Origin of the sequence: Amycolatopsis sp. WAC 01376 (genome assembly GCF_003947415.1) — a bacterium.
Taxonomy (GTDB): domain Bacteria; phylum Actinomycetota; class Actinomycetes; order Mycobacteriales; family Pseudonocardiaceae; genus Amycolatopsis.
Genome location: NZ_QHKL01000002.1, coordinates 1,275,934 through 1,299,732, shown reverse-complemented (window position 1 = coordinate 1,299,732; position 23,799 = coordinate 1,275,934). Strand labels below are relative to the sequence as shown.

General features: G+C 69.0%; 23 protein-coding genes. 10 read left to right on the top strand and 13 right to left on the bottom strand.

All coding sequences use genetic code 11. The annotated features are described in order from the left end of the window. Positions 1-3: 3 nt before the first annotated feature. The 3 genes from DMH03_RS15430 (at position 4) to shbA (ending at position 1,560) form a co-directional block, all read left to right on the top strand. Positions 4-354 carry a YidH family protein gene (locus DMH03_RS15430; RefSeq protein ID WP_125792636.1) on the top strand — a complete coding sequence of 117 codons (351 nt, stop codon included), beginning with the start codon at positions 4-6 and terminating at the stop codon, positions 352-354. Further along, entirely contained in the window at positions 351-653 is a 303-nt protein-coding gene (locus tag DMH03_RS15425) for a DUF202 domain-containing protein (protein ID WP_125792635.1), read from the top strand. Before DMH03_RS15430 ends, DMH03_RS15425 begins: the two co-directional genes overlap by 4 nt. Before the next feature lie 250 nt (positions 654-903). Continuing rightward, a complete protein-coding gene (shbA, locus tag DMH03_RS15420) occupies positions 904-1,560 on the top strand; it encodes an RNA polymerase sigma factor ShbA (RefSeq protein WP_233611516.1) in 657 nt (218 codons plus the stop codon). 99 nt (positions 1,561-1,659) lie between these two features. Here shbA and DMH03_RS15415 read toward each other — a convergent pair whose 3' ends face one another. From DMH03_RS15415 to DMH03_RS15400, 4 genes are all read right to left on the bottom strand, one after another. Further along, the gene (locus tag DMH03_RS15415; RefSeq protein WP_125792634.1) at positions 1,660-1,899 is read right to left on the bottom strand and encodes a hypothetical protein; all 240 of its coding nucleotides are present in this window, start codon (positions 1,897-1,899) and stop codon (positions 1,660-1,662) included. Positions 1,900-2,001: 102 nt separating this feature from the next. Further along, the gene (locus DMH03_RS15410; RefSeq protein WP_125792633.1) at positions 2,002-2,841 is read right to left on the bottom strand and encodes an amidohydrolase; all 840 of its coding nucleotides are present in this window, start codon (positions 2,839-2,841) and stop codon (positions 2,002-2,004) included. Further along, the gene (locus tag DMH03_RS15405) at positions 2,838-3,809 is read right to left on the bottom strand and encodes an aldo/keto reductase (RefSeq protein ID WP_125792632.1); all 972 of its coding nucleotides are present in this window, start codon (positions 3,807-3,809) and stop codon (positions 2,838-2,840) included. Before DMH03_RS15405 ends, DMH03_RS15410 begins: the two co-directional genes overlap by 4 nt. After that, positions 3,806-4,108, bottom strand: coding sequence for an L-rhamnose mutarotase (locus DMH03_RS15400; RefSeq protein WP_125792958.1), 303 nt, complete (start codon positions 4,106-4,108; stop codon positions 3,806-3,808). The genes DMH03_RS15405 and DMH03_RS15400 overlap by 4 nt, the downstream gene beginning before the upstream one ends. A 106-nt stretch (positions 4,109-4,214) precedes the next feature. On the opposite strand from DMH03_RS15400, the gene DMH03_RS15395 reads away from it, so the two are divergent. Continuing rightward, entirely contained in the window at positions 4,215-4,925 is a 711-nt protein-coding gene (locus DMH03_RS15395) for a FadR/GntR family transcriptional regulator (protein WP_125792631.1), read from the top strand. A 102-nt stretch (positions 4,926-5,027) separates the two neighbouring features. Here the strand turns inward: DMH03_RS15395 and DMH03_RS15390 are convergent, their stop codons facing one another. The 6 genes from DMH03_RS15390 to DMH03_RS15365 are packed head-to-tail and all read right to left on the bottom strand — an operon-like array spanning position 5,028 to position 11,542. Further along, positions 5,028-6,041: an ABC transporter permease gene (locus DMH03_RS15390; RefSeq protein WP_125792630.1), complete on the bottom strand. Its 1,014-nt coding sequence runs from the start codon at positions 6,039-6,041 to the stop codon at positions 5,028-5,030. Next, positions 6,038-7,558, bottom strand: a complete 1,521-nt coding sequence (locus DMH03_RS15385) for a sugar ABC transporter ATP-binding protein (RefSeq protein WP_125792629.1) — start codon at positions 7,556-7,558, stop codon at positions 6,038-6,040. The genes DMH03_RS15390 and DMH03_RS15385 overlap by 4 nt, the downstream gene beginning before the upstream one ends. Further along, the gene (locus DMH03_RS15380) at positions 7,555-8,598 is read right to left on the bottom strand and encodes a sugar ABC transporter substrate-binding protein (RefSeq protein ID WP_233611515.1); all 1,044 of its coding nucleotides are present in this window, start codon (positions 8,596-8,598) and stop codon (positions 7,555-7,557) included. The genes DMH03_RS15385 and DMH03_RS15380 overlap by 4 nt, the downstream gene beginning before the upstream one ends. Positions 8,599-8,625: 27 nt before the next feature. Next, positions 8,626-9,384: an SDR family NAD(P)-dependent oxidoreductase gene (locus DMH03_RS15375; RefSeq protein WP_125792628.1), complete on the bottom strand. Its 759-nt coding sequence runs from the start codon at positions 9,382-9,384 to the stop codon at positions 8,626-8,628. Next, positions 9,381-10,682, bottom strand: coding sequence for an enolase C-terminal domain-like protein (locus DMH03_RS15370; RefSeq protein WP_125792627.1), 1,302 nt, complete (start codon positions 10,680-10,682; stop codon positions 9,381-9,383). The genes DMH03_RS15375 and DMH03_RS15370 overlap by 4 nt, the downstream gene beginning before the upstream one ends. Beyond that, positions 10,682-11,542, bottom strand: coding sequence for a fumarylacetoacetate hydrolase family protein (locus DMH03_RS15365; RefSeq protein ID WP_125792626.1), 861 nt, complete (start codon positions 11,540-11,542; stop codon positions 10,682-10,684). The genes DMH03_RS15370 and DMH03_RS15365 overlap by 1 nt, the downstream gene beginning before the upstream one ends. Before the next feature lie 230 nt (positions 11,543-11,772). On the opposite strand from DMH03_RS15365, the gene DMH03_RS15360 reads away from it, so the two are divergent. Then, positions 11,773-13,026: a Bcr/CflA family multidrug efflux MFS transporter gene (locus DMH03_RS15360; protein ID WP_125792625.1), complete on the top strand. Its 1,254-nt coding sequence runs from the start codon at positions 11,773-11,775 to the stop codon at positions 13,024-13,026. 77 nt (positions 13,027-13,103) lie between these two features. Here DMH03_RS15360 and DMH03_RS15355 read toward each other — a convergent pair whose 3' ends face one another. Then, the gene (locus DMH03_RS15355) at positions 13,104-14,327 is read right to left on the bottom strand and encodes an NAD(P)/FAD-dependent oxidoreductase (protein WP_125792624.1); all 1,224 of its coding nucleotides are present in this window, start codon (positions 14,325-14,327) and stop codon (positions 13,104-13,106) included. A 197-nt stretch (positions 14,328-14,524) separates the two neighbouring features. On the opposite strand from DMH03_RS15355, the gene DMH03_RS15350 reads away from it, so the two are divergent. The 3 genes from DMH03_RS15350 (at position 14,525) to DMH03_RS15340 (ending at position 18,696) form a co-directional block, all read left to right on the top strand. Next, positions 14,525-14,743 carry a hypothetical protein gene (locus tag DMH03_RS15350; protein WP_039922712.1) on the top strand — a complete coding sequence of 73 codons (219 nt, stop codon included), beginning with the start codon at positions 14,525-14,527 and terminating at the stop codon, positions 14,741-14,743. Between the two features lie 57 nt (positions 14,744-14,800). Beyond that, positions 14,801-16,774: an SDR family oxidoreductase gene (locus tag DMH03_RS15345; protein WP_125792623.1), complete on the top strand. Its 1,974-nt coding sequence runs from the start codon at positions 14,801-14,803 to the stop codon at positions 16,772-16,774. 113 nt (positions 16,775-16,887) lie between these two features. Continuing rightward, a complete protein-coding gene (locus tag DMH03_RS15340) occupies positions 16,888-18,696 on the top strand; it encodes a hypothetical protein (RefSeq protein ID WP_125792622.1) in 1,809 nt (602 codons plus the stop codon). 71 nt (positions 18,697-18,767) lie between these two features. On the opposite strand, the gene DMH03_RS15335 is transcribed toward DMH03_RS15340, so the two are convergent. Beyond that, positions 18,768-20,084 (bottom strand): PLP-dependent aminotransferase family protein, encoded by a 1,317-nt coding sequence (locus tag DMH03_RS15335; RefSeq protein ID WP_125792956.1) that lies wholly within the window; start codon positions 20,082-20,084, stop codon positions 18,768-18,770. 128 nt (positions 20,085-20,212) lie between these two features. On the opposite strand from DMH03_RS15335, the gene DMH03_RS15330 reads away from it, so the two are divergent. After that, positions 20,213-21,040, top strand: coding sequence for an ABC transporter ATP-binding protein (locus DMH03_RS15330; RefSeq protein ID WP_125792621.1), 828 nt, complete (start codon positions 20,213-20,215; stop codon positions 21,038-21,040). 75 nt (positions 21,041-21,115) lie between these two features. Beyond that, the gene (locus DMH03_RS15325; RefSeq protein ID WP_125792620.1) at positions 21,116-21,772 is read left to right on the top strand and encodes an O-methyltransferase; all 657 of its coding nucleotides are present in this window, start codon (positions 21,116-21,118) and stop codon (positions 21,770-21,772) included. Positions 21,773-21,845: 73 nt separating this feature from the next. Here the strand turns inward: DMH03_RS15325 and DMH03_RS15320 are convergent, their stop codons facing one another. Then, positions 21,846-23,780 (bottom strand): transglycosylase domain-containing protein, encoded by a 1,935-nt coding sequence (locus DMH03_RS15320; protein ID WP_125792619.1) that lies wholly within the window; start codon positions 23,778-23,780, stop codon positions 21,846-21,848. Positions 23,781-23,799: the final 19 nt, after the last annotated feature.

Genomic DNA, 23,799 nt, shown 5'->3' with positions numbered 1-23,799 from the left:
CGCGTGGCAGAGATCAACGGACCGCACGACGGCGGTTCGGAACCCGACTACCGATTCACGCTCGCCAACGAACGGACGTTCCTCGCCTGGCTCCGGACGGCACTGGGCCTGCTCGCGGGCGGCGTCGCCGTCCATCAACTGGTTCCCGACCCGAGCACGCTGAGCACCGTCCTCGCGGGAATGTGCGTCGTGCTGGCCGCCGTTCTCGCGGCGAGCGCGTATCCGCGCTGGCGGCAGGTGCAGGCAGCGATGCGCGCGGGACGGCCGCTGCCGAAGAGCGGCATGCTGATCCTGCTGAGTGCCGGAATCCTCGCGATCACGCTGACGGCCGCGGCGCTGGTGGTCTTCTCGTGAACGCCGGCGATCACGGAGCGCAAGCGGAACGGACCGGGCTGGCCTGGCGCCGGACCGCGCTCGCGGCTACTGCCTGCACACTCCTGCTCTTGCACAGCTCGGCCCGGCAAGGCTGGGGGACGACGGTCATCCCGGTCGCGTTCGGAGGTGCCATGGTGATCACCTTCCTCGCCGCGGGCGCGTTCCGTGAACGAGCACTGCGCCGTCCGGGAACCCCGAAATCTCTTAACCCAACCCTTGCTGTCACTACATCGGCACTCGTCGTAGCGACAGCGGTCGTCCTGATCGCGGTGCGCTAACCGGCGCGCACATCCTGCGATCCCGGGGCCCTTTTTCGCGACGCAGAGTCTCGGTTGTATTAAGCCGACTCCGGCGAATGGGCTATCTCTAGTTGAAATCTTTACTGCCGTCCGATCGGCGCCTACGATTACGCTGCGTCGCAACGGCGGCAGATGGACCTGATCTTACGGAGCATCTGCCGCCCTCAATCGTTACGGAGTGTTGACCCCTCGACTGCGACGGTCGCAGGGTCGGCCGGGGAGGACGACCATGCAAGCAATCTCCAGCGCGTCCAGAACCGTCACCCCCGATGCGGTCCCCGGATACACCACTCCGGAGAACCTGCCTCGACCGGGCGGACGGCTGACGAAGGAGGATCTCGATCCTCTCGTCAAGGACGCGGGCGACGGGAACCCCGCCGCCATCCAAGCATTGCTGCGGATGATCGGGCCGGTCGTGGTCCGGTACTGCCGCGCCAGGATGGGTGGGCGCGACCTGTCCTACCTGTCGGCGGACGACGTCGCGCAGGAAGTGTGCATGGCCGTATTGAAGGCGCTGCCCGGCTACCAGGATCGCGGCGGTTCGTTCCTCTACCTCGTGCACGCCATCGCGGCCAACAAGGTCGCCGACGCCTACCGCGCGGTCTCCCGCGACCGGTCGGAGCCGGTACCGGAACTGCCGGAACGGCCCATCGGCGACAACGAACCCGAAACGCACGCCCTGCACCTGGATCTCGGTGCCCGGCTCAGCCGCCTGCTCTCCACCCTGCCGCGGGTGCAGCAGGAGATCCTCGCCCTCCGTATCGCCGTCGGCCTCTCCGCCGCCGAAACCGCCGAGGCACTCGGAATCTCCGCCGGCAATGTGCGTGTGACGCAGCACCGCGCACTGGCCCGCCTCCGGACGATGGTCAAGCAGGACGAATTCTGAGCTTTTCTCTCCCTGCCGAAGGTCGTCGACCGGCGGCTATCAGGCGCCTGGACCCCGCGCCTCCCACCTTTCTTTTCTTTCTCCGAGCCGTCCGGCGGTTCAGCGCCGCGACTCGATGAGGCCGACCGCGCCGAGCACTTTCGCGACCACCGACGGATCCGGCTCCGGCCGGTGTATCTCGTCACGCAGCCGATCGCCGAGCGCGTCGGCGTGGGCCCGGGCCTGCCGAGCCTGAGCGCGCGACTCCACCGCCCTGCGGTTCGCGACGAAGGCGACGCGCACCGCCACCGCGGCGACCACGAGCGCTACCGAAGCGAGTACCAATGCCGCGATGATCATCCGCGTCCCCGGCTCTCCAAAGAGGAAGTCACGAGCATCCGATACCCGTCCTCGCACCGGCCAAACCGGTAGAGCACGTGGTGCTTGGCACACCCGACTGGCTCAAACTCCTCCGGCGGCGGGAAACCGGTAAGCGCGCTTCGCGGTGCCGTCGAAGAACTCGAGCCGCTCGGCGTCGCTCAGCGAGCCCGTCAGCGAGATCGCCGTGTCCACGACGACCTCGTACGCGGCCGCGAGTTCGCAAACCGGCCAGTCCGAGCCGAACATCAGCCGCGAAGCCTCGAAGGACTCCAGCACGTGCTCGGTCCAGCGCGCCAGCTGTCCGACCTTCCATCGCGCCCAGTCCGCCTCGGTCACGAGCCCGGAAAGCTTGCAGTACACGTTGTCCAGCTCCCCCAGCGCCGCGACTCCGTCCGCCCACGGCTGCCACTCGCCCGAGGCGATCGGCGGCTTCGCGGCGTGGTCGAGCACGAACACCTGATCAGGCAACGCCTTCGCGGCGGCGAGGGCAGCGGGAAGCTGCGGTGGCTTCACCAACAGGTCGTACGCCAGCCCGGCGTCTCCCAGAGCCGCGAGTCCGCGCAAGACCTCGGGTCGCGTCAGCCACGACGGGTCCGGCTCGTCCTCCACTTGATGCCGGATCCCCACCAGGGGCCCGGAAAACGAGGCCACGCGCTCGGCGACGCCGGGGGCGGTGAGGTCGGTCCAGCCGACGACGCCCGCGATGAGTGGTTCGGCCTGAGCCAGGGAAAGGAATTCGCGTGTCTCCTCCTCCGACGAGACCGTCTGCACCAGCACGGTCCCCTTCACCCCCGCCGCCTTCGTCACCGTGCGGAGATCGTCCACTGTGTACGGACGGCGGATCGGCTCCAGTGCCGGACCGGTCATCCACGGGTAGTCGCGCCGCGAGGGGTCCCACAGGTGATGGTGCGCGTCGATCACGACTGTCCTTCCGGTCGCAGCACGGTGTCCTCACGCAACAGTCCCGCACGGATCAGGTCCGTCCACAACTCGCGCGGCACCGGGCGCCGGAACCGTTCGGCGTTGAGCCGGACCTGACCGGGATCGTGCGCGCCGACGACGACGGACACCACCGACGGATGCGCGGCGGGCAACGCCAAGGCGGCCTGCGGGAGTTCGACGCCGTGCCGCGCGCACACCTCGGCGATCCGCTGGGCGCGCTCGACGAGTTCGGCCGGGGCCTCGGCGTAGTCGTACATCGTGCCGGGTGACGCGGTGGCGAGGATCCCGGCGTTGAACGCGCCGCCGGCCACCACGTCCACTTCGCGTTCGGTGCACAGCGGGAGGAGATCGTCGAGAGCGGGCTGGCTGAGCAGGGTGTACCGGCCGGCCAGCAGGATCACGTCGAGATCGAACCGGCGGACGAACTCCGTGAGCATCGGCGCCTGGTTCATCCCGGCCCCGATGGCGTCGATGACACCCTGCTCCCGCAATTCGAGCAGCGCGGGGAACGCGCCGTTGACGGTGTCCTCGAAATGCTCGTCCGGGTCGTGCACGTAGACGACGTCCACGCGGTCGAGCCCGAGCCGCTCCAGACTGTCCTCAAGCGACCGGAGGATCCCGTCGCGGCTGAAATCCCAGCGGCGTTTGTACGCGGCGGGAACGACGAAACCCTGCGAGTCGGTGCGCGAAGCCCCGGCGGGATCGGGTTCCAGCACGCGGCCGACCTTGGTCGACACCACGAAATCCGCGCGGTCGTACGCCGAAAGCGCCGCGCCCAGCCGCCGTTCCGACAGCCCGAGGCCGTAGTGCGGGGCGGTGTCGAAGTACCGGATGCCTTCGTCCCACGCCTGCCGGACGGTCGCTTCGGCCGTCTCGTCGGCGATGGCGTGGTACAGGTTGCCCAGCTGCGCGCAGCCGAGCCCCAGCGGGGACAGGGGGATCTTCACGGAAGCTCCCACACCAGGCCGAGGCCCGAATCGTTGCCCGAGTAGTCGTCTTCGACGTCGAGCAGCTCCGACATCCGCGCCTGCCACGGGATGTTGGCCGGATGATCACGCAGGACCGCGCGCATCTTCGCGTAGTCCTCGACCTCCACGACGTGGAAAAGGTCGAGACCGTCCCGCCAGATCCGCCACGAACGCACGCCCGCACCGCGCAGGGCTTCGTCCAGTTCAGGCGGGATGACGGCGTGGACGGACTCGTATTCGGCCTCCTTGCCCAGCTTCAGCCGGGTGTGGAGCGCCACTCTTTGTAGTGCGACACCGTGGGTCACCGCGCCTCCTCAGTTCGAAACATGGCACTCTGTCACTTGACACTCAAACATCCGAGGTCTTCGGGGAGGGCGGTGGAACATGCCGGTCACCGATGTCGCGATCGACAAGATCAAGGACATGATCATCTCCGGTGAGCTTGCTCCGGGCGACAGGCTGCCGAAGGAGGCCGAACTGGCCCAGCGGCTCGGCCTGTCCCGCAGCTCGCTGCGCGAAGCGGTGAAGGCGTTGTGCCTGATCCGCGTGCTCGACGTCCGCCAGGGCGACGGAACGTACGTCACCAGCCTCGAACCGAATCTCCTCCTCGACGCGATGACGTTCGTGGTGGACTTCCACCGGGACGACACCGTGCTGGACTTCCTCGCCGTCCGCCGGATCCTCGAACCGGCGGCGACGGCGATGGCCGCGATGCACATGAACGACGAGGACATCGCGGAACTAGGCCGCCTGCTCGACGAACTGGCCGACTCGCCGACGGTGGAGGCGCTGGTCGCGAACGACCTGCAGTTCCACCGCAAGATCGCCGACGGCTCGGGTAATCCGGTGCTGTGCTCGCTGCTGGACAGCCTGTCCGGCCCCACCGCGCGCGCCCGCATCTGGCGCGGCCTCACGCAGGAGGGCGCGGTCGCGAAGACCCGCGAGCAGCACACGGCGATCTACGAGGCCATCGCCGCCCGCGAACCCGAACTCGCGCGTTCGTGGGCGACCGTGCACGTGGCGGGGGTGGAGCAGTGGCTCCGCAACGCCCTCGGCACCGCCGACGACCCCACCACGGCCGCCGAAGCTTCCTGACACAGCACCCTCCCGAGGCTTCCGATAGCTCTTGCGGCGTGCAATGAAGGGGCCTTTCATCGCAAAATTTGCAATGAAAGGCCCCTTCATTGCATCGGTGTACTACGTCTGCGCCTTCCCGCCGGCGTAGCGGGAGATGATCAACGCGACCAGGATGATCACGCCGTAGATCGCCTTCAGCCATTCCGGCGGCACCTGCGCGACCTGCAGCAGGTTGGTGACCGTCTGCAGGAGCAGCACGCCGGTGAGCGCCCCGACCAGAGTGCCCTTCCCACCGTCGAGTGAGACACCGCCGATCACCGCAGCGGCGAACACCTGAAGGATCAATCCGTCGCCCTGATCGGCGCCGAGCGCGCCGACGTAGCCGGTGAACGCGAGCCCGCCGAGCGCGGCCAGCACCCCGGCCACGACGAAGACGCCCCACGAGATCCGGTCGACGCGGATACCGGCGGCCCGCGCGGCTTCCCGGTTGCCGCCGATGGCGTACAGCGACCGGCCGATCCGGTGATACCGCAGCCCCAGCCCGAACACGGTGAACAGCGCCGCGGCCAGCCACACCGACATCGGCAGCCCGATGAACGTCGTCGTGGCGAGCGCGGTGAACACGTCCAGCTGGTCGAACAGCGTCTTCCCCTGTGTGGAGCCGATCTGCGTGCCGCGCAGCACCGTCAGCATCGCCAGCGTGACGATGAAGGCGTTCAGCTTCAGCTTGACGATCAGGAAGCCGTTCACGAAACCGACCGCGGCACCGGCCACCAGCACGGCGAGGATGCCCGCGAAGCCGGGGATCTCGGTGCCGAAGCCCGAAGACGCCACCGGGATGACCAGCATCGCGCCCAGCGCGGGCGCCATGCCCATGGTGGATTCCAGCGACAGGTCGAACTTCCCGGTCAGCAGCACGAGCGATTCGCCCAGCACCACCATCGACAGCGCCGCCGAAGCGGACAGGATCCCGACGATGCTGCCGAAGGTCAGGAACGTGTCACTGATCAGCCCTCCGATGATCAGCACCACGATCAGCGCCGGCACGAGGGCGAGTTCACGCAGCCAGCGGAACTTCCGGCGCTTCGGCGCCGCGAGTGTCGAAGTCTTCGGATCGGTCATCAACTCGGTCACCGTTCGACTCCTTCGATGTCGGCCACCAGGTCGCCGTCCGACCAGCCCGCCCGGTGTTCGGCGACCACGGCACCGGCGCACAGCACCAGCACCCGGTCGCTCAGGCGGAGATCATCGAGCTCGTCGCTGACGATCAGCACCGCCTTGCCCTCCGCCCGCACCCGGTCGACGACCGCGAGCAGCGCTTCCTTCGATTTCACGTCCACTCCCGCGGTCGGATTGATCAGCACCACCAGGCGCGGATCCCCGGCCAGCGCGCGGGCGAGGACGACCTTCTGCTGGTTGCCACCGGAAAGGTCGGACACCGGCTGGTCCGCGTCGGCCGCGACGATGCCGTAATCCTGCAACGCCTGGGCGGCCCGGCCGTATCGCGCGCCCGGTGACGCCAGGCCACCCTTCCCCATGCGGTCCAAAATGGACAGTGTGGCGTTGTCCATGATCGAGTGTTCGAGCACCAGTCCTTCGTGGTGCCGGTCTCTCGGCACGCAGCCGATCCCGGCCCGGATCGCGGCCGGGATGTCGCCCGGTTTCAACGGTTTCCCGTCCACCCTGATCGTGCCGGAGGCCGGGGAACGCAGTCCGTACACGGTTTCGGCGACCTGGTGCTTTCCGCTGGCGTTGCTGCCCGCGAGGCCGATCACCTCACCGCGGTGGATCCGGAAGGTCACGTCACCGAACCCGTCACCGGAAAGCCCGTCGACGGTCAGCACCTCGTCGGCGTCCGGCGCCAGCGCCTCCCGCGTCGAAGCGTCGCGGACGGAAAGCCCGCCCTGCTCGCCGGTCATCGCGTCGATCAGCTCGGCGCGGCCGACCTCCGAAACCGGCGCGGTCAGGATGTGCTTCGCGTCGCGCAGCACGGTGACCGCCTGGCACACCTCGTACACCTCGTGGAGGTGGTGCGAGATGAACAGGAACGTCACCCCGCTGTCCTGCATCTGGCGCATCCGCGCGAAGAGCCGCTCGATCGCCTGGCTGTCCAGCTGCGCGGTCGGCTCGTCGAGCACGATGAACCGGGCACCGTAGGACAACGCCCGCGCGATCTCGACGAACTGCCGGTCCTCGACCGAAAGCTCGCCGGCCGGGGTGTCGACGTCGACGTGGACGTCCCACGAGTCGAGCAGTTCCCTGGCCTGGCGGCGCAACCGCTGCCAGCCGATCGCGAAACCCTTGCCGGACTGGCGGTTGAGGAACAGGTTCTCCGCGACGGTCAGCTGCGGGACGACCATCGCGTGCTGATAGACACAGGCGACCGCGCGTTTCCAGTCGTCCTGTTTGGACAACGGCGGCGCGGGAACGCCACCGAACTCGACGTGACCGGTGTCCGTTTTGGACAGTCCGGTGAGGATGGAGACGAGCGTCGACTTCCCCGCACCGTTGCGGCCGACGAGCGCGTGCGACTCGCCGGGATACACGGTGAGGCTGACGTCGGACAGCGCCACGGTCGGGCCGTAGCGTTTGCCGACGCCCTGTGCGCTGACCACCGGCACGGCGGCGGATCCGGCGGGCAGCGCGCTCACAGGTTGTTCCCCCAGAGGGCCTTGTCGTCCACGTTGTCCTTCGTGACGACGGGCGCGGGGAGCTGGTCTTCCAAGATTCCCGGCCGGACCTCGACGACGGTGCTGCCGTGATCGGTCGGCCCGGCCTGGAAGGTCTCCCCCGCCATCGCCTTCTTGATCCAGTACATGCCGTACTTGGCGTAGTCGTCGGCGGGCTGGGAGACGGTCGCGTCGAGTTCGCCCGCGCGGATCGCGGCGAGCTCCTGCGGGATGCCGTCGTTGCTGACCAGCACGACATGTTTCGGGTCGCCGACCGGGAAGTAGAGGTTCTTGCGCTTGAGCGCCTGCTGTGTCGGCGCCAGGTAGACGCCACCCGCCTGCATGTACACGGCCTTGATGTCCGGGTTCGCGGTCAGCAGACTGTCCAAACCGGACGAAGCCTTGTCCGCCTTCCATTCGGCGGCAACCTCCAGCACCTGGACCTGCGGGTACTTGGTCTTCATGCACTGCCGGAACGCCTCGGAGCGGTCGCGGCCGTTGACCGAAGCCAGGTCGCCCATGACCTGTACGACCTTGCCCGACGTGACTTTCGCGCCGATCGCCTCGCAGGCCTTGGTGCCGTACGCCTTGTTGTCCGCGCGCACCACCATCGCGACCTTGCCGCCTTCCGGCGCGACGTCGACCGCCACCACCGGGACACCCTTGTTCTCCGCCGCCTTGAGCCCGGCGACGACGGCGGCGGAGTCGAGCGGCGTCACGACCAGACCCTTGATGCCCTGGTTGAGCAGGGTGTTGATGTCGGTGATCTGCTTCGCCGGATCGCTGTCCGCGTTGACCGTCGGCAGCGCTTCGACACCCTGCTCCTTGGCCTTCAGCGGTACGTAGTTGTTGTAGGCCTGCCAGAACGGCGAGGTCAGCAACGGGATCGTCGCGCCGACCTTGCCGCCCTGCGCCCCGCCGGACCCCGGCTTCGGCGCGTTGTCCTTCGTGGATCCACAGGCCGACAGGGCCAGCCCGAGCGCGGTGGCCGCGGCGGCCACCTTGATCACCCTCGTACGCACCGCATCCTCCTTGATGACAGCGAAAACCTACTGCTGGACCGGACCGCGCGGACGCAGCCCGTACATCCCTCCGTCGACGGCGAGCGCCGTTCCGGTGGTCGAAGCCGACAGCGGACTGGCGAGGTACACGACCGCGTTCGCGACCTCGTCCGCGGTCACCAGCCTGCCCATCGGCTGGCGGGCGGCCAGCGCGGCCCGCTCGGCCTCCGGGTCGCCCGCGGCGTCGAGCAGCCTGCCGACCCACGGGGTGTCGGCGGTGCCGGGGCAGACGCAGTTGACCCGGATCCGGTCGGCGAGGTGGTCGGTCGCCATCGCCAGGGTCAGCGACAGCACCGCGCCCTTGCTGGCCGAGTACAGCGCGCGATTGGGCAGGCCGGCCCACGCGGCGATCGAACACGTGTTGACGATCGCGGCCGACGGCGAGTTCTTCAGATGCGGCAACGCAGCCCGCGCCAGCCGCACCATGCCGACGACGTTGATGTCGAGCACACGGTGCCATTCGTCGTCGCTGTTGGCGGTGACGTCACCTTGAGCGCCGATCCCCGCGTTGTTGACCAGGACGTCGAGCCTGCCGAAGCGTTCAGCGACCGCGTCGATCGCGGACCGGACCTCGTCGTCGGAACCGACGTCGCAGCGGAATCCGGTCAGGCCTTCGGGAAGGTCGCCGGGATTCAGGTCGAGCACCGCGACCTTCGCCCCGCGTGAGGCGAGCAGATCCGCGGTGGCCCTGCCGATTCCCGACGCGCCTCCGGTGACGGCCGCGACGAGGCCTTCGAACTCACTCACTTGCTTGTCTCCGTCCATTCAGGACCGTCGGGGAAGGTGAACCGGCGCAGCGTCGCGTCGTGCATCCGTGCCGAGAAGCCCGGCGCCGACGGTGCGACGTAGCGGCCGTCGATCACGGCGGCCGGATCGGTGAAATGCTCGTGGAGGTGGTCGACCCATTCGATGGACCGGTCCACGTCCGAAGCGGACACGGCGACGTAGTCGAACATCGACAGGTGCCGGACGAGTTCGCACAGCCCGACACCGCCGGCGTGCGGACACACCGGGACACCGAATTTGGCCGCCAGCAACAGGATCGCCAGGTTCTCGTTGAACCCGCCGACCCTGGCGGCGTCCAGCTGCAGCACCGAGATCGCGCCCGCCTGCAGCAGCTGCTTGAACATCACGCGGTTCTGGACGTGCTCACCGGTGGCCACCCGGATCGGGGCGAGCGCTTTGGCGATCGCGGCGTGCCCGAGCACGTCGTCCGGCGAAGTGGGCTCCTCGATCCAGTACGGGTCGTACTGCGCCAGCGCCGTCATCCAGGTGATCGCGGTCGAAACGTCCCAGCGCTGGTTCGCGTCGACGGCGACCCGGATGTCCGGGCCGACGGTCTCGCGGGCGAGTTTCATCCGGCGGACGTCGTCCTCGAGATTGCCGCCGACCTTCAGTTTGATCATCTCGAAGCCGTCCGCGACCGCCTGCTCGGCGAGCCGGACGAGTTTCGTGTCCGAGTAGCCGAGCCAGCCGGGGGAAGTGCTGTACGCGCGGTACCCGTCACGCTCGATCCGGGCGATCCGCTCCGCGCGGCCGGGTTCGGCGGCGCGAAGGATGTCGAGCGCTTCCTGCTCGGTCAGCGCGTCGGACAGGTAGCGGAAGTCGACGAGGGAGACGAGATCCTCGGGCGACATCTCGGCGGCGAACCGCCAGACCGGGAGCCCGGCGACGCGCGCGGCGAGGTCCCAGGCGGCGTTGACCACCGCGCCGATCGCCATATGCGCGACACCCTTTTCCGGGCCGAGCCACCGCAGTTGCGAGTCGCCGACCAGTGCCCTCGACAGGTCACCGAGCTCGGCGGCGCCGGTGGGCACGTCCCTGCCGACGACGTGCGATTCCAGCGCGCGGATCGCCGCCGCCTGGACGTCGTTGCCGCGGCCGATGGTGAAGGCGAGTCCGTAGCCGTCCGGGCCGCCGTCGGTGTGCAGCACGACGTACGCGGCCGAGTAGTCCGGGTCCGGGTTCATGGCGTCCGAACCGTCCAGCTCCCGAGAGGTCGGGAAGCGGACGTCGAGCACCTCCATGCCCACGATCTTCGCCATCACGCCTGCCTGACGGTCTGGCGCTGGCGGCCGAGGCCGTCGATCTCGAGCTCGATGACGTCCCCTTCGCGCAGGTACGGCTTGGGGTCCGGCTGACCGAGGGCGACACCCTGCGGAGTGCCGGTGTTGATGAGGTCGCCGGGGCGCAGCACCATGAACTGGCTCAGGTAGTGCACGATCTCGGCGACCGCGAAGATCATGTCCTTCGTCGACGAGTCCTGCTTCTTCTCGCCGTTGACCCACAGCCGCAGGCCGAGGGCCTGCGGGTCGGCCACCTCGTCGGCGGTGACCAGCCACGGCCCGAGCGGGTTGAAGTTCTCGCACGACTTGCCCTTGTCCCACTGGCCGCCGCGTTCGAGCTGGAACTCACGCTCGGAAACGTCGTTCGAGACGGTGTAGCCGGCGACGTGTTCGAGGGCTTCTTCGACGCTTTCGAGGTAGCGCGCGGTCTTGCCGATGACGACGCCGAGCTCGACCTCCCAGTCGGTCTTGGTCGAACCGCGCGGGACGAGCACGTCGTCCTCCGGGCCGACGACGACATCGGAAGCCTTCATGAAGACGACCGGCTCGGCCGGGACGGGGGCGCCGGACTCCTCGGCGTGCTGCCGGTAGTTGAGGCCGATGCAGACGACCTTGCCCGGTCGCGCGATCGGCGCGCCCACCCTGGCCCGCGTGGCTTCGGGACCGGCTTCGGGCAGCTCGCCGTCGGCCAGCGCGGGCGGGACCCTGGCGACGCCGTCACTCGCGAAGAAGCCGCCATCGATATCGGCGGTCAGCCCCGAGAGGTCGCGCAGCGTGCCGTCTCCAGCACGTACGAACGGACGCTCACTTCCCGGCTCCCCGAGACGCAACAGCTGCACGGATTTTCCCTTCCGGCCGAACCGCCAACAATCAACGGCTCCAACAGCAACGAACAGACATCCGATGTATACCCGACGACCTTCGACCAGATCTAGAGGTCGCCTCGATTTGTCTCGAAAATTGATCGGATCAGTCGCGACAACCCGGAGTGCCATGGGTCACAGCGGGAATAGTTACCTACTCTAAGCAAGTTGTTGTCCGCGGAACCATCCCTGGGGAGAGGAAGAGCATGACCATCGCGCCCGAGCGAGTGGAAGAGTCCGTCGCGCGACCGAACGTGACCGGCCGCGCCCGATTCGTCCTGATCCTCGGCGGCCTGTCCGCCTTCGGGCCCCTGTCCATCGACATGTACCTGCCCGCGCTGCCGCAGATGGCGGGAGAACTGCGCGCGGCGGACGCGACCGTCCAGCTGACGCTGAGCGCGTTCATCATCGGGCTCGCCCTCGGCCAGCTGGTCCTCGGACCGCTGTCCGACGCCATCGGCCGCCGCAAACCGCTCGTGGCCGGGCTCGCCCTCTACATCGTCGGCTCGATCCTGTGCGCCGTCGCCCCGACCGCCGACCTGCTCATCGCCGCCCGCGGTGTCCAGGCCTTCGGCGCGGCCGCGGGCATCGTGATCGCCAGGGCGACCGTGCGCGACCTCTACTCCGGCACCGCGATGACGAAGTTCTTCTCGCTGCTCATGCTGGTCAACGGGCTCGCCCCGATCCTGGCGCCGATCATCGGCGGCCAGATCCTGAACTGGACCTCGTGGCGCGGCGTGTTCGTCTGCCTGACCGTGTTCGGCGCGATCCTGCTCGCCGTCGTCTTCTTCCTGCTGCCGGAACCCCTGCCCGAGGAACGCCGCACGCCCGCGCGATTCGGCTCGGTGATGCGGAAGTACGCGAGCCTGCTCCGCGACCGCAGCTTCCTCGGTTACGCGCTGGCCTCGGGGCTGATGTTCGGCAGCCTGTTCGCCTACATCTCCGGTTCGTCCTTCGCCCTGCAAGGCGTCTACGGCCTTAGCCCGCAGGCGTACAGCCTGGTGTTCGGGCTCAACGGCATCGGCATCGTGGCCGTCGGCCAGCTGAACGGCCGCATCGTCGGCCGCTTCCCGGAACGGACCCTGCTGACCGTCGGCCTCGTCATCGCGGCGGTCGCCGGCTTCGGCGTACTGGCCGCGGCGATGCTGGACCTCGGCCTGATCGGGCTGCTGATCCCGCTGTTCATCCTGGTGTCGAGCATCGGCATGGTGGCACCGAACGCGAGTTCGCTCGCGCTGGCCGAGCAGGCACGGTCCGCCGGTTCGGCGTCGGCACTGCTGGGCGTGCTGCAGTTCGTCGTCGGCGGGCTGGCGACGCCGCTGGTCGGGCTGGGCGGCGCGGGCACCGCCGTCCCGATGGGGATCACGATGGCGGCCTTCGGCGTTCTCGCGCTGCTGGCCTTCGGGACCATGACGCGGCCTTCGCGTGCTTCGCGGGCCTTGGTCGCTCAGGAGGTCTAACCCGCTTTCAAACGCTAGGAAAGGACCGTTCCTTGCAAATTTTGCAAGGAACGGTCCTTTCCTAGCATCCCAAGGGGTCAAACGAGCGACTTGAGGTCGCCGGTCCTCAACTGTTCCGCCGTCACCGCCGCGCGTCCCTCGACGAGGGCCTTCAACGCGTCCCCGTCGTCCCATTGGTTGACGTTCATCGCGGCGGTCACCTGTCCGTCCCGCAGCCAGAACGCCGTGAAGTCCCGCGCCGCGAGGTCGCCCCGCACCACGAGCTCGTCGCTTTCGGGGTCGGCGAGGCCCCGGTATTCGCAGCCAAGGTCGTACTGATCCGAAAAGAAATAGGGACTCCGCAGGTACGGCTCGTTCTCTCCCAGCAGGTTCCCGGCGACGTGCTCGCCCTGCCACTTCGCGTTCGACCAGTGCTCGACGCGGACGCGTTTTCCGTAGCGGGGATGGAAATGCGCGGCGATGTCGCCGATCGCGTAGACGTCGGGCGCCGCCGTCCGCAGGCCGGCGTCGGCGCAGACACCGCCGTCGTCGGACAGTTCCAGCCCGGCGGCGTGCGCGAGGTCGACCCGCGGCGCGGCGCCGACGGCCACCAGCACGACGTCCGCGGGAAGCTCGTCACCGCTCTGCAAACGAACGCCGGTCACCCCGTCCGGGCCGCCGGTGAACCCGGCGACACCTTCACCCAGCCGCCAGTTCACGCCGTGTTCCGTGTGCAGCTCCTTGAAGACCCCGGACACCTGATCGCCCAGCACCGCGAGCAGCGGCGAGCCGACCTGGTCGACCACGGTCACTTCGGCGCCGTGTTCCCTGGCGGCCGCCGCGGCCTCGGTCCCGATCCAGCCCGCGCCGACGATCACCACCCGTCCGGCGTCCTTGAACGCCGAACGCAGCGCCAGCGCGTCGTCGAGGGTGCGCAGGGTCCGCAGTCCCGGCAGGTCCCCACCGGGCATCGGCAGCGATCGCGGCCGGGAGCCGGTCGCGAGCACGAGACGGTCGAAGCGGTGTTCGCCGCCCGCGTCGTCGAGCACGTGCCGCGCTCCGAGTTCGATCTTGGTCGCGGTCGCGCCGCTCTTGAACGCGATGTCCTTCTCTTCGTAGAAACCCGCGTCGTGCACCCAGTCGGGTTCGTCGGTGTTGCCCATCAGGAGCCCTTTGGACAAGGGCGGCAGTTCGTACGGGCGATGCGTGTCGGTACCCAGCAGCAGGATCTCGCCCGGGTAGCCGCGTTCTCGCAGTGTCCCGGCGGCCGTCGCTCCCGCGAGACCGGCCCCGACGATGACGATTTTCCTGGGTTCGGACATCCATGACCTCCCAAGCAGTCCCCTCCCCCGGACGCTACTCCCGTTCCTCCCCTTCCGGCCTAGCGAGAGCGGAAGTCGATCACGATACGGAGGATCGGTTAACCCATCAGTAGGAATGTCGGGTAATCCGCGTCACGGCCCCGAAACCGCCCCGTCCCAGCCTCGGACGAGAAAGGGAGATCATGGGATACGGGAGGATGAGGACGTTGGCACCGCGGGACGAATGGTCGGTCGGCTGCCGGGATCTCGCGGGCAGGCGCAGGGACGTGACGGTGTTCGTGAGCAGCGACAAGATCGTGCTCGTGGCGCCGCCCGGCGAGGCCGCCGTGCTCGGGCCGCTGGATGTGGGACGCCTGCGCGCCGCGCTCCGCGACGCCGTGGTCGCGGTGGCCGAACATCCGGATCACAGTGAATGACAACTACCGTTCCTACTTCTGAGTAGGTAGAGTCGGCCCCTTCGGAAGGAGCCGGCCATGACCACCTACTTCGTGACGGGCGCGACGGGTTTTCTGGGCAAACGCCTGGTCGCGCGCCTACTACGGCGACCTGAGACCGTAGCCGTCCATGTTCTCGTGAGGGAGACCTCACGCGAGAAGCTCCCGAGCCACGAGAGGCTCGTTCCCGTCACCGGCGATCTGACCGAACCCTCGCTGGGCATCGATCCCGCCCGCGTGGGGCCACTCGACCACGTCGTGCATCTCGGCGCGATCTACGACCTCACCGCGGACGAAGCGGCGAACCGCGCGGCCAACGTCGACGGCACCCGCAACGTCCTGGAGTTCGCCGCCGCCGCGAAGGCCGGGCTCTTCCACCACGTCTCGTCGATCGCGGTCGCCGGGAAGTACGCCGGGCGCTTCACCGAAGCCGACTTCGATCTCGGCCAGAGCTTCGTGTCGCCGTACCACGCGACGAAGTTCGAGGCCGAGAAACTCGTGCGACGGCACGGGAAAACGCCGTTCCGCGTGTACCGGCCGTCCGCCGTGGCCGGTGATTCGCGGACCGGCGAGATGGACAAGATCGACGGCCCGTACTACTTCCTCCCCGCGATCTCGCGGCTCGCCACGCTGCCCCGTCGTCTCCCGCTGGCCGCCCCGGATCTCGGCGCCACGAACATCGTGCCGGTCGACTACGTCGTCGAAGCGATGGAGCACCTTATGCACGTCGACGCGCCCAGTGGCAGCACGTACCACCTCGCATCGCCTCGACCTCAGCCACTGCACGAGGTCTACAACGCCTTCGCGCGGGCCGCGGGCGCGCCGAAGATCTCCGCTGTCCTTCCCCCTCGCCCGTCCGGAGCGCTGAAGCGCGCCGGAACCCGGCTGGCGAAATCCGCCGCGGCCGGTTTCGACCGCGTTCCCGGCGGGCGGCCTGCTCGCGCGGCGGTACTGACCGAACTCGGCATCCCGCTCGAAGTCCTGCCCCATCTGAGCATGGAGGTCGACTTCGACACGAGCGCGACCACGGCCGCGCTCGAAGGCAGCGGGATCACCTTGCCCCCGTTGAAGGAGTACGCCGGTCCGCTCTACCGATACTGGCTCGGGCACCTGGACCCCGATCGCGGCCGCCGCCGTCCGGGCCCGGAACCGCTCGACGGCCGCAAGGTCCTGATCACCGGCGCCTCGTCGGGCATCGGGCGCGCGTCCGCGCTGGCCGTCGCCGCGAAGGGCGGCGAAGTGATCCTCGTGGCCAGGCGCGCCGACGAACTCGAAGAGGTCCGCGAGCAGATCGTCGCGGCGGGCGGGAAGGCGTCGGCGTATCCGTGCGACCTCACCGACGGCGGCGCGGTCGACGCACTGGTCAAGGACGTGCTCGCCGCGCACGGCGCCGTCGACATGCTGGTCAACAACGCGGGCCGCTCGATCCGGCGCTCGCTTTCGCTGTCCACCGAACGGTTCCACGACTTCGAACGCACGATGGCGATCAACTACTTCGGCCCCGTGCGGCTGACGCTCGGCCTGCTGCCGTCGATGACCGCGCGCGGGTTCGGCCACGTCGTCAACGTGACCACCCAAGGACTCCAGACCGACACCCCGCGGTTTTCCGCTTACCTGGCCTCGAAGGCCGCGCTGGAGGAGTTCGGGCTGACCGCCGGCCGGGAAACGCTTTCCGACGGCGTCACCTTCACCTCGGTCCGGATGCCGCTGGTACGCACCGACATGATCACGCCGACCGGGTCCTATCGCGGTATGCCGTCGAGCTCTCCCGAACGCGCCGCCGCGCTCGTGGTGAAGGCGCTGGAGAAACGGCCCGAGATCCTGAACCTGCCCGAGGGCACGGCCGCCGAACTGGTGACGCTCGTCGCACCCAGGACGGCGCGGTTCTTCGCGCACCTCGTCTACCGCGCGATGCCCGAATCCGCGCCGGAAACCCGTGGCCTGCCCCGGAAGGCTCCGCTCGCCTCGGTGGCGGGCGCGGTCACCAGGCTGGTCTGGCGCCGCCGTCCCTGACGTCCTCGCCGCCGGGCTCGATCGGGGGACGCCCCCGGCCGCTACCATCGGTTTCCGATACGCCGGGGGGTCGGCGGACTCGGGCCGAGGCAAGACGACCGGGAAGGGGCAGTGTGGACGTCGCCAGTCCCCCGCTGACGACCGGACCGGACGCCGGGGTGGTACGTCCGTCCAGGACAGTGCTGCGGCTTTCCCTGCACGTGGCGTGGGTGCTCGCGCTCGCCGTCGCCACCGAACTCCGGGTGGGGCGCTTCGGTTTCCACCCGTCGGACCAGGGTTTCATCCTCGCCCAGGCCTGGCGTGTGCGGCACGGCGAGGTCCCGCACTCCGACATCATCTCCGCACGGCCACTGGGTTCGGCGTACCTGCACATCGTCGACTTCGTGCTGCCCGGCCCGCTGTTCTTCGTCTCCAGCGTGCTCAGCATGCTGGAGATCATCCTGGCGACCATCGCGTTCGCCGTACTGGTCACCCGCCGCCGCGTCCGTGACTGGGGACCGGGGCTCACCGGGCTGACGGCGGCCGCGTCGCTGCTGAACCTCAACGCCTTCCCGCTGATGGCCTGGCACACGATCGACGGGATCTTCCTGACCGCCTGCGGTGCCTGGGCGCTGGATTCGGGGCTGCGCAACGGGAAGGCGTGGCCGCGGCGGCTCGGCCTCGTGCTGCTGGGCACCGCGGTGTTCGTCAAACAGAGTTTCGCGCCGGTGCCGCTGATCGCGTTGTGCTGGTTGCTGCTGCACCCGTCGCTGCGGGAAGGCGCGTTCCGCACCGGCCGCTGGTGGGGGCGCCTGGCCTGGGATCTGCTGGCGCTGGGCGCTTTCTTGGTGTTCTACCTCGGAATCGTCACGCTCGACGGCGGTCTCGGCGCGATGGCCGAGCAGCTCACCGGCGGTCTGCCCGCGTACGGCGAGCGGCTTCTCGGTCTGTGGCTGGAAAATCCCGAGACCCTGCTACAGCCGCCGGTGCGGGGCCTGACCTTCTTCGCGATCGCCGGGGTGCTTCTGGCCCTGCTCGGGGTCTTCCGCGAACGCGCCGGATTCACCGGGGCGATCCTCGCACGGCTGCTGCTCCTGGCGGGGGTGGCGGTGGTGGTCGGCACCGTCGTGGATGGACACTTCACCGGTGCTTCGCGCTGGGCGGACGTCCTCTGGTGGATCCTCGGTGTCGCGCTGCTGGTGAACTGGGTGGCGAAACGGCGCTTCCCGCGAATGGGCGCGCTCGTCTTCGCGACCGGCTTCATGACCAGCCTGTCCTGGGGGAACGACACCCCGACGTTGTTCACCGGAACGCTGGCGCTGACGGCGATCCTGGAACTGTCGGACGCGCTGCCCCCGCTGCCGGATCCGCCTCGGCGGATCGCCTTGGCTGGCGCCACCGCGATGGGCCTGGTCGCGGTGCTGGCGTCGGGCTGGGCCGTGGTCGTGCACCACGACGAAGCCGCGTACCTCGACATGGCGCGCGAGAAACTGACCGGTGACCTCGGCACGGTGACGCCGTCGATGCGCGGCATCCGGACGAACCCCGGCACTTTCACCTACATCTCCCAGATCCAGGACTGCGTCACGCGCTACCCCGCGGGGCGCACGGCGGTCCTGCCCGACAACCCGTTCGCCTATCCCGCCTTCGGCCTGCGCAACCCGTTCCCGCTGGAATGGCCGCTGCCGCTGGAGATCGTCGCCGACGCACCGCAACGCATGCTCGCGAGGGCCGACGAACTCAACCGCGAAGGCGACTACCTGGTGCTGTTCCAGACCGTGAGCATGCCGGTCCTGGCCAAGGGCGGTCCGGTGCCCGCCGAGGTCGCGCGCGACGCGCCGATCTTCGACTATCTCGGGCTGGAGAACGCGCTGCGGTCGCGGCTCACCGGGCAGACCGTCACTTGCGGCAGCTTCGTCGGCAAGTGGGCTCCGCGCCCCTGACGCATTTCGTCCTCTGAATGCGGTCCTTGCGTGTGCAAGTACCGCATTCAGAGGACGAAATGCGAGGTCAGTTACTCGACGCCGGCGTCCTCAGGGCGGCCGGAAGCGAGACCGGCGAGGACGTCCAACGCGGCCCCGAGCGTCTCGAGCGGCGGCGACGAGACGGCGAGGCGGACCGCGTTCGGCGCGTGGCCGGGGACGACGGCGAACGCGGCCGCCGGGGTGACCGCGATCCCGCGCCGCGCGGCCGCGGCGACGAAGGTCTCGGCGCGCCAGTGTTCGGGGAGTTCCCACCAGCAGTGGTACGCCTGGGGATCGGCGCGCACCGTGAACCCGGCCAGCCGCGCCGCCGTCACCCGCTGGCGTTCGGCGGCGTCGAGCCGTTTCGCCCGTTCGACGGTTTCCAGGGTGCCGCCGGTGATCCACCGGGTGGCGGCTTCGACGGCGAACGTCGGCGCGACCCAGCCGCCCGAGCGCACGGCCGCGGCCAGCCGTTCCGTCCATTCCGCCGGGACGGCGAGGAATCCGGTGGTCAGCCCCGGGGCGAGCCGTTTCGACATGCTGTCGGCGAACACGGTGCGTTCCGGCGCGTACGCCGCGAAGGGGCGGATCTCGGGGCGGAGGAAGGTGTAGATCCCGTCCTCGATCACCGGGATGTCCATCCGCCGCACGGTTTCCGCCAGCTCGACGCGCCGCGCTTCGTCCATTGTGGACCCGAGCGGATTGTGCAGCGTCGGCTGGACGTACAACGCGCGGACGGACGCGGCTTCGAGAGCCTCGGGAACGATCCCCATGTCGTCGGTCTCGATGGGCACCAACTGGACACCGAGCCGTCCGGCGAGCGCCTTGACCACCGGATACGTGATGGCTTCGACGGCGAGCCGTTCCCCCATCGGCACGAAGGCGGCGATGGCGGCCGCGATGGCCTGACGCCCGCTGCCGGCGAAGAGGATTTCGGGCGCCCAGCCGTCCTTCGCGAACAGACCGGCGGCGGCGTCCCTCGCCTGCTTCGAGCCGGACACGGTCCCCGGCCGCAGCGCCGCTGTCAGGACGTCTTCACGCAGGAGCGACTCCAGCGCCTTCCCGACCAGCGCAGTTTGCTCAGGCAGGACGGCGAAGTTGAGTTCGAGGTCGACGGTCGCGCCGCCCGGTTCGGCGAGCGCGGTCTCCAGCGGCGGCCTCCCGGCGCGGACGAACGTGCCGCGGCCGACCTCGCCGACCACGACGCCCCTCCGGACGAGTTCGCCGTAGACCCTGGCGGCGGTCGAGTTGGCGATCCCGCGTTCGCGGGCGAACCGCCGCTGCGGGGGCAGCCGGTCACCAGGGCGGAGCCTGCCCGCCTCGACGTCGGCGGAGATCTCGTCCGCGACTATCCGGTAGTCCTCCATGCCGTCCTTCGATCGCACCGAGTGCATTCAGGGGATTGCACTGGGGATGATGCCATCGAAGACCGTTGTGAGCCGACTGCGACCTACGGAACACCACAACGGCAGAGTCCTAGGTTAGCCTAACCTGCGTGGAGACCGTGGAAACCCTCACCGAGCAGAGCACGACGTCCCGCCTGCACGCGGACGCGCTGACGCTCGCCTACGACGGCCGGACCGTGGCCCAGGACCTCGGGGTGGTCATCCCCGACCGGTCGTTCACCGTCATCGTCGGCCCGAACGCCTGTGGCAAGACGACCCTGCTGCGCGCGCTCGCGCGGATGCTCAAACCCCGCCAGGGTTCGGTGTTCCTCGACGGCCAGGTGATCAGCTCGTTCCCGGCCAAGGAGGTCGCCCGGCGGCTCGGCCTGCTGCCGCAGAGCTCGATCGCGCCCGACGGCATCACCGTCGCGGACCTCGTCGCGCGCGGCCGGTACCCGCATCAGCGGCTGCTGCGCCAGTGGTCCCGCGAGGACGCGACCGTGGTCGCGGACTCCATGTGCGCCACCGGGGTCGACGACCTCGCCGAGCGGCTGGTCGACGAGCTGTCGGGCGGCCAGCGGCAGCGCGTGTGGATGGCGATGGCGCTCGCGCAGGAGACCGATCTCCTCCTGCTCGACGAGCCGACGACCTATCTGGACATCGCGCATCAGATGGACATCCTCGACCTGTGCGCGCAACTGCACCAGGAGCAGGGCCGGACGCTGGTCGCGGTGCTGCACGACCTCAACCACGCCGCCCGGTACGCGACACACATGATCGCGATGCGGGACGGAGAGGTGCTGGCGACGGGCGCGCCCGAGGAGGTCGTCACTGCCGCAAACGTCGAAAAGATCTTCGAGCTGCCCTGCCGCGTCATGCCGTGCCCCGAGACCGGGACGCCGCTGGTGATCCCGAAAGCCGGGCGCCGCGCCGCCTGAGGTTCGTCCGGACGGTCGCCCCGATGGACGCTTTCGTGACCGGTGGGCGGCATTAGGTTGGCCCGGGGAGGTTCCATGACTCAGGAAATCTGGTCCAAGGTCGACGAATACATCTTCGACGCGCTCATCCCGGCCGACCGCACCCTCGACGAGGCTCTTCTCGCTTCGGACGAGGCCGGGATGCCGCCCATCGCCGTCGCCCCCAACCAGGGCAAACTGCTCCATCTGCTGGCGAAGATGATCGGTGCCCGCTCGATACTGGAGATCGGCACGCTCGGCGGCTACAGCACCATCTGGCTCGCCCGCGCCCTGCCACCCGAAGGGCGTCTCGTGACGCTCGAGTACTACCCGAAGTTCGCCGAGGTCGCGCGGAAGAGCATCGACGCCGCCGGTGTCGGCGAGCTCGTCGACATCCGGCTCGGGGAGGCGCTGGACCTGCTGCCCGGTGTCGAGGGTCCACTCGACCTGACGTTCATCGACGCGGACCGGGTCAACAACCCGGCCTACTTCGAGGCGGCGCTGAAGCTGACCAGGCCGGGCGGGGTGATCGTGATCGACAACGTCGTCCGCGCCGGAGCGGTGGCCGACCCGGCGAACACCTCCGACGAGATCGAAGGACTCCGGCGGATGCACGAACTGATCGCCGCCGAACCGCGGGTCGACGCGACCGCGTTGCAGACCGTCGGCAAGAAGGGGTACGACGGGCTGACGATCGTCCTCGTGACGTCCTAGCGGATGGCCGTCACGCGTGTCTGGACGGACGGCACGTGTGTCGTCCGTCCAATCACGTGAGATCGCCCTGGCGTCAGCGCGGACGGGGAGCCGCCGTGGTCGCGGGGACCGGCCATCGCACCGGCAGTCCCTGGTGGAAGCCGTTCATGAAGCGCTGCCACATCTCGGCCGGGATCGTCCTGCCGGTCAGCTTCTCCCCGGCGGCGTCCCGCATCCGGCGTGGTTCGTCGGAGCCGACCCAGACCGCGGTCGCGAGCTGGGGCGTGTACCCGACCGCCCAGCCGCCCGCGTTGTCGTCCGTCTCGTTGAACTGGAAGTCGCCGGTCTTCAGCGCCACCGGACGGTCTTTCAGCCCGGTGGTCAGCACCTGGCTGATCGTGCCCGCGACCCGGCGGCTCAGCGCCTCGTCGCCCTTGAACGCGGGCGTCTTGTCCGGAGGCCGTTCCCAGACGACCTCACCGTTCTCGTCCCGGATCTTCGACACCAGATGCGGGGTGGCGCGCATGCCGTCCGCGGCGAAGGTCGCGTAGGCACCGGCCATGTCGCTGGGCCGCAAGGGATACCGGCCGACCGCGATCCCGGGTCCGATCAGGAACCCGTCCTTCTCGCGCAGGGTGACCGCGCCGTCGATGGCCTCGGGGATCCCGGCCGCGCGGGCGCCGTTCCGGACCGTTTCCGCGCCGAGTTTCTTCGCCAGATCGACGAAGGGGCCCTGCGCGTCCCGGCTCATCGCCTCACGAAGCGTGCATTTGCCGGTCTCGCCGCACTGGTCCTGGAATTTGAAGGTCTCGCCGAGGAAATCGACCTGCGCGGGCGCCTTCAGCGGTTCGTCCACGTTGACGCCCTGTTCGAGTCCGGCGGCGAGGGTGAACGGCTGGAAGGCCGAGCCGGTGCCGTACGGGGTGCCGGCGTAGTCGTGCACGCTCCAGCCGCCGCCGTTGTAGGCGCGGATGGCGCCGGTCCCCGGTTCGACGGCGACCAGCGACGCGCGGAAGTGCTCCGGCTGCCCCTGCAACCGCTCCTTGACCGCTTTCTCGGCTTCGGCCTGGGCACGCGGATCGATGGTCGTCTCGACCTTCATCGCGCCGCCGCGGAGCCGGTCCAGCGGGTAGCCGACCTGCTCCAGCTCGGCCAGGACCTGTTGCTTGACGTGGTACTTCTCGTAGGTGACGCGACCGGCACGGGTCTCCGATGGCGCCTGGATCGCGTCCTCCGGATAGGTCATGCCGACCGCTTCGGCCTGACTGACGTAACCCCGCGCGACCAGCTTGTTCACCACGTAGGACCAGCGCTTCATGGCGTGCTCGTGGGTGGAGGCGTACGGGTCGTGCACCGACGGCGATTGGATCATGCCGGCGAGGAAGGCCGCCTCGCTCCAGGTCATCGAGTCGTCGAGTTTGCGGCCGAAGTAGGCGTTCATCGCCGACGCCGGGCCGTAGGTGCCGCGGCCGAACGAGATGATGTTGATGTAGCTCTCGAAGATCTCCTTCTTGGTCTGCTGCTGGGTGATCTTCGTGGCGAGCACCAGTTCGGAGAACTTGCGGGTGAGGGTGGCGTCCTCGTTGCCGGTGGACTTCTTGATGTACTGCTGCGTGATCCCCGAGCCGCCGCCGACGCCGGTCACCAGCGCGCGGCCGAGCCCGGTGAGATCGAAGCCCTCGTTGTCCCAGAAGGTCGGGTCCTCGGTCGCGACGATCGCGTCACGCAGCTTCGCGGGGATGGCGTCGTAGGGCACGAACAATCGGTCGCCGCCGGGCGGGATCACCTTGAGCAGTTCGGAACCGTCCGCGTTCTGCAGGACGACGGTCTTGTCGAGCCCGGCGAGCACCTCCTCCGGGCTGCGGACGTCGAGCAGGACGTACGCGATCCCGAACGTGACCACCGGGATGCCGACGAGCAGGCCGAGCGTCCAGGCGGCGATCCGGCGCCACCTGCGCTTCTTCCCTTTCGGCTCGGGGGTGGCCGTGGTCTCCGACTCGGGTGCGACTGACTCATCCGGGTTCTCCACGCCAGGTAAGACGCCCGAA

Bases quoted from the DNA above. Each gene is read 5' to 3' on its own strand.
- shbA (WP_233611516.1), top strand. From the start codon at position 904: ATGCAAGCAATCTCCAGCGCGTCCAGAACCGTCACCCCCGATGCGGTC.
- DMH03_RS15415 (WP_125792634.1), bottom strand. From the start codon at position 1,899: ATGATCATCGCGGCATTGGTACTCGCTTCGGTAGCGCTCGTGGTCGCC.
- DMH03_RS15395 (WP_125792631.1), top strand. From the start codon at position 4,215: ATGCCGGTCACCGATGTCGCGATCGACAAGATCAAGGACATGATCATC.
- DMH03_RS15370 (WP_125792627.1), bottom strand. From the start codon at position 10,682: ATGGCGAAGATCGTGGGCATGGAGGTGCTCGACGTCCGCTTCCCGACC.
- DMH03_RS15360 (WP_125792625.1), top strand. From the start codon at position 11,773: ATGACCATCGCGCCCGAGCGAGTGGAAGAGTCCGTCGCGCGACCGAAC.
- DMH03_RS15355 (WP_125792624.1), bottom strand. From the start codon at position 14,327: ATGTCCGAACCCAGGAAAATCGTCATCGTCGGGGCCGGTCTCGCGGGA.
- DMH03_RS15350 (WP_039922712.1), top strand. From the start codon at position 14,525: ATGAGGACGTTGGCACCGCGGGACGAATGGTCGGTCGGCTGCCGGGAT.
- DMH03_RS15345 (WP_125792623.1), top strand. From the start codon at position 14,801: ATGACCACCTACTTCGTGACGGGCGCGACGGGTTTTCTGGGCAAACGC.
- DMH03_RS15335 (WP_125792956.1), bottom strand. From the start codon at position 20,084: ATGGAGGACTACCGGATAGTCGCGGACGAGATCTCCGCCGACGTCGAG.
- DMH03_RS15325 (WP_125792620.1), top strand. From the start codon at position 21,116: ATGACTCAGGAAATCTGGTCCAAGGTCGACGAATACATCTTCGACGCG.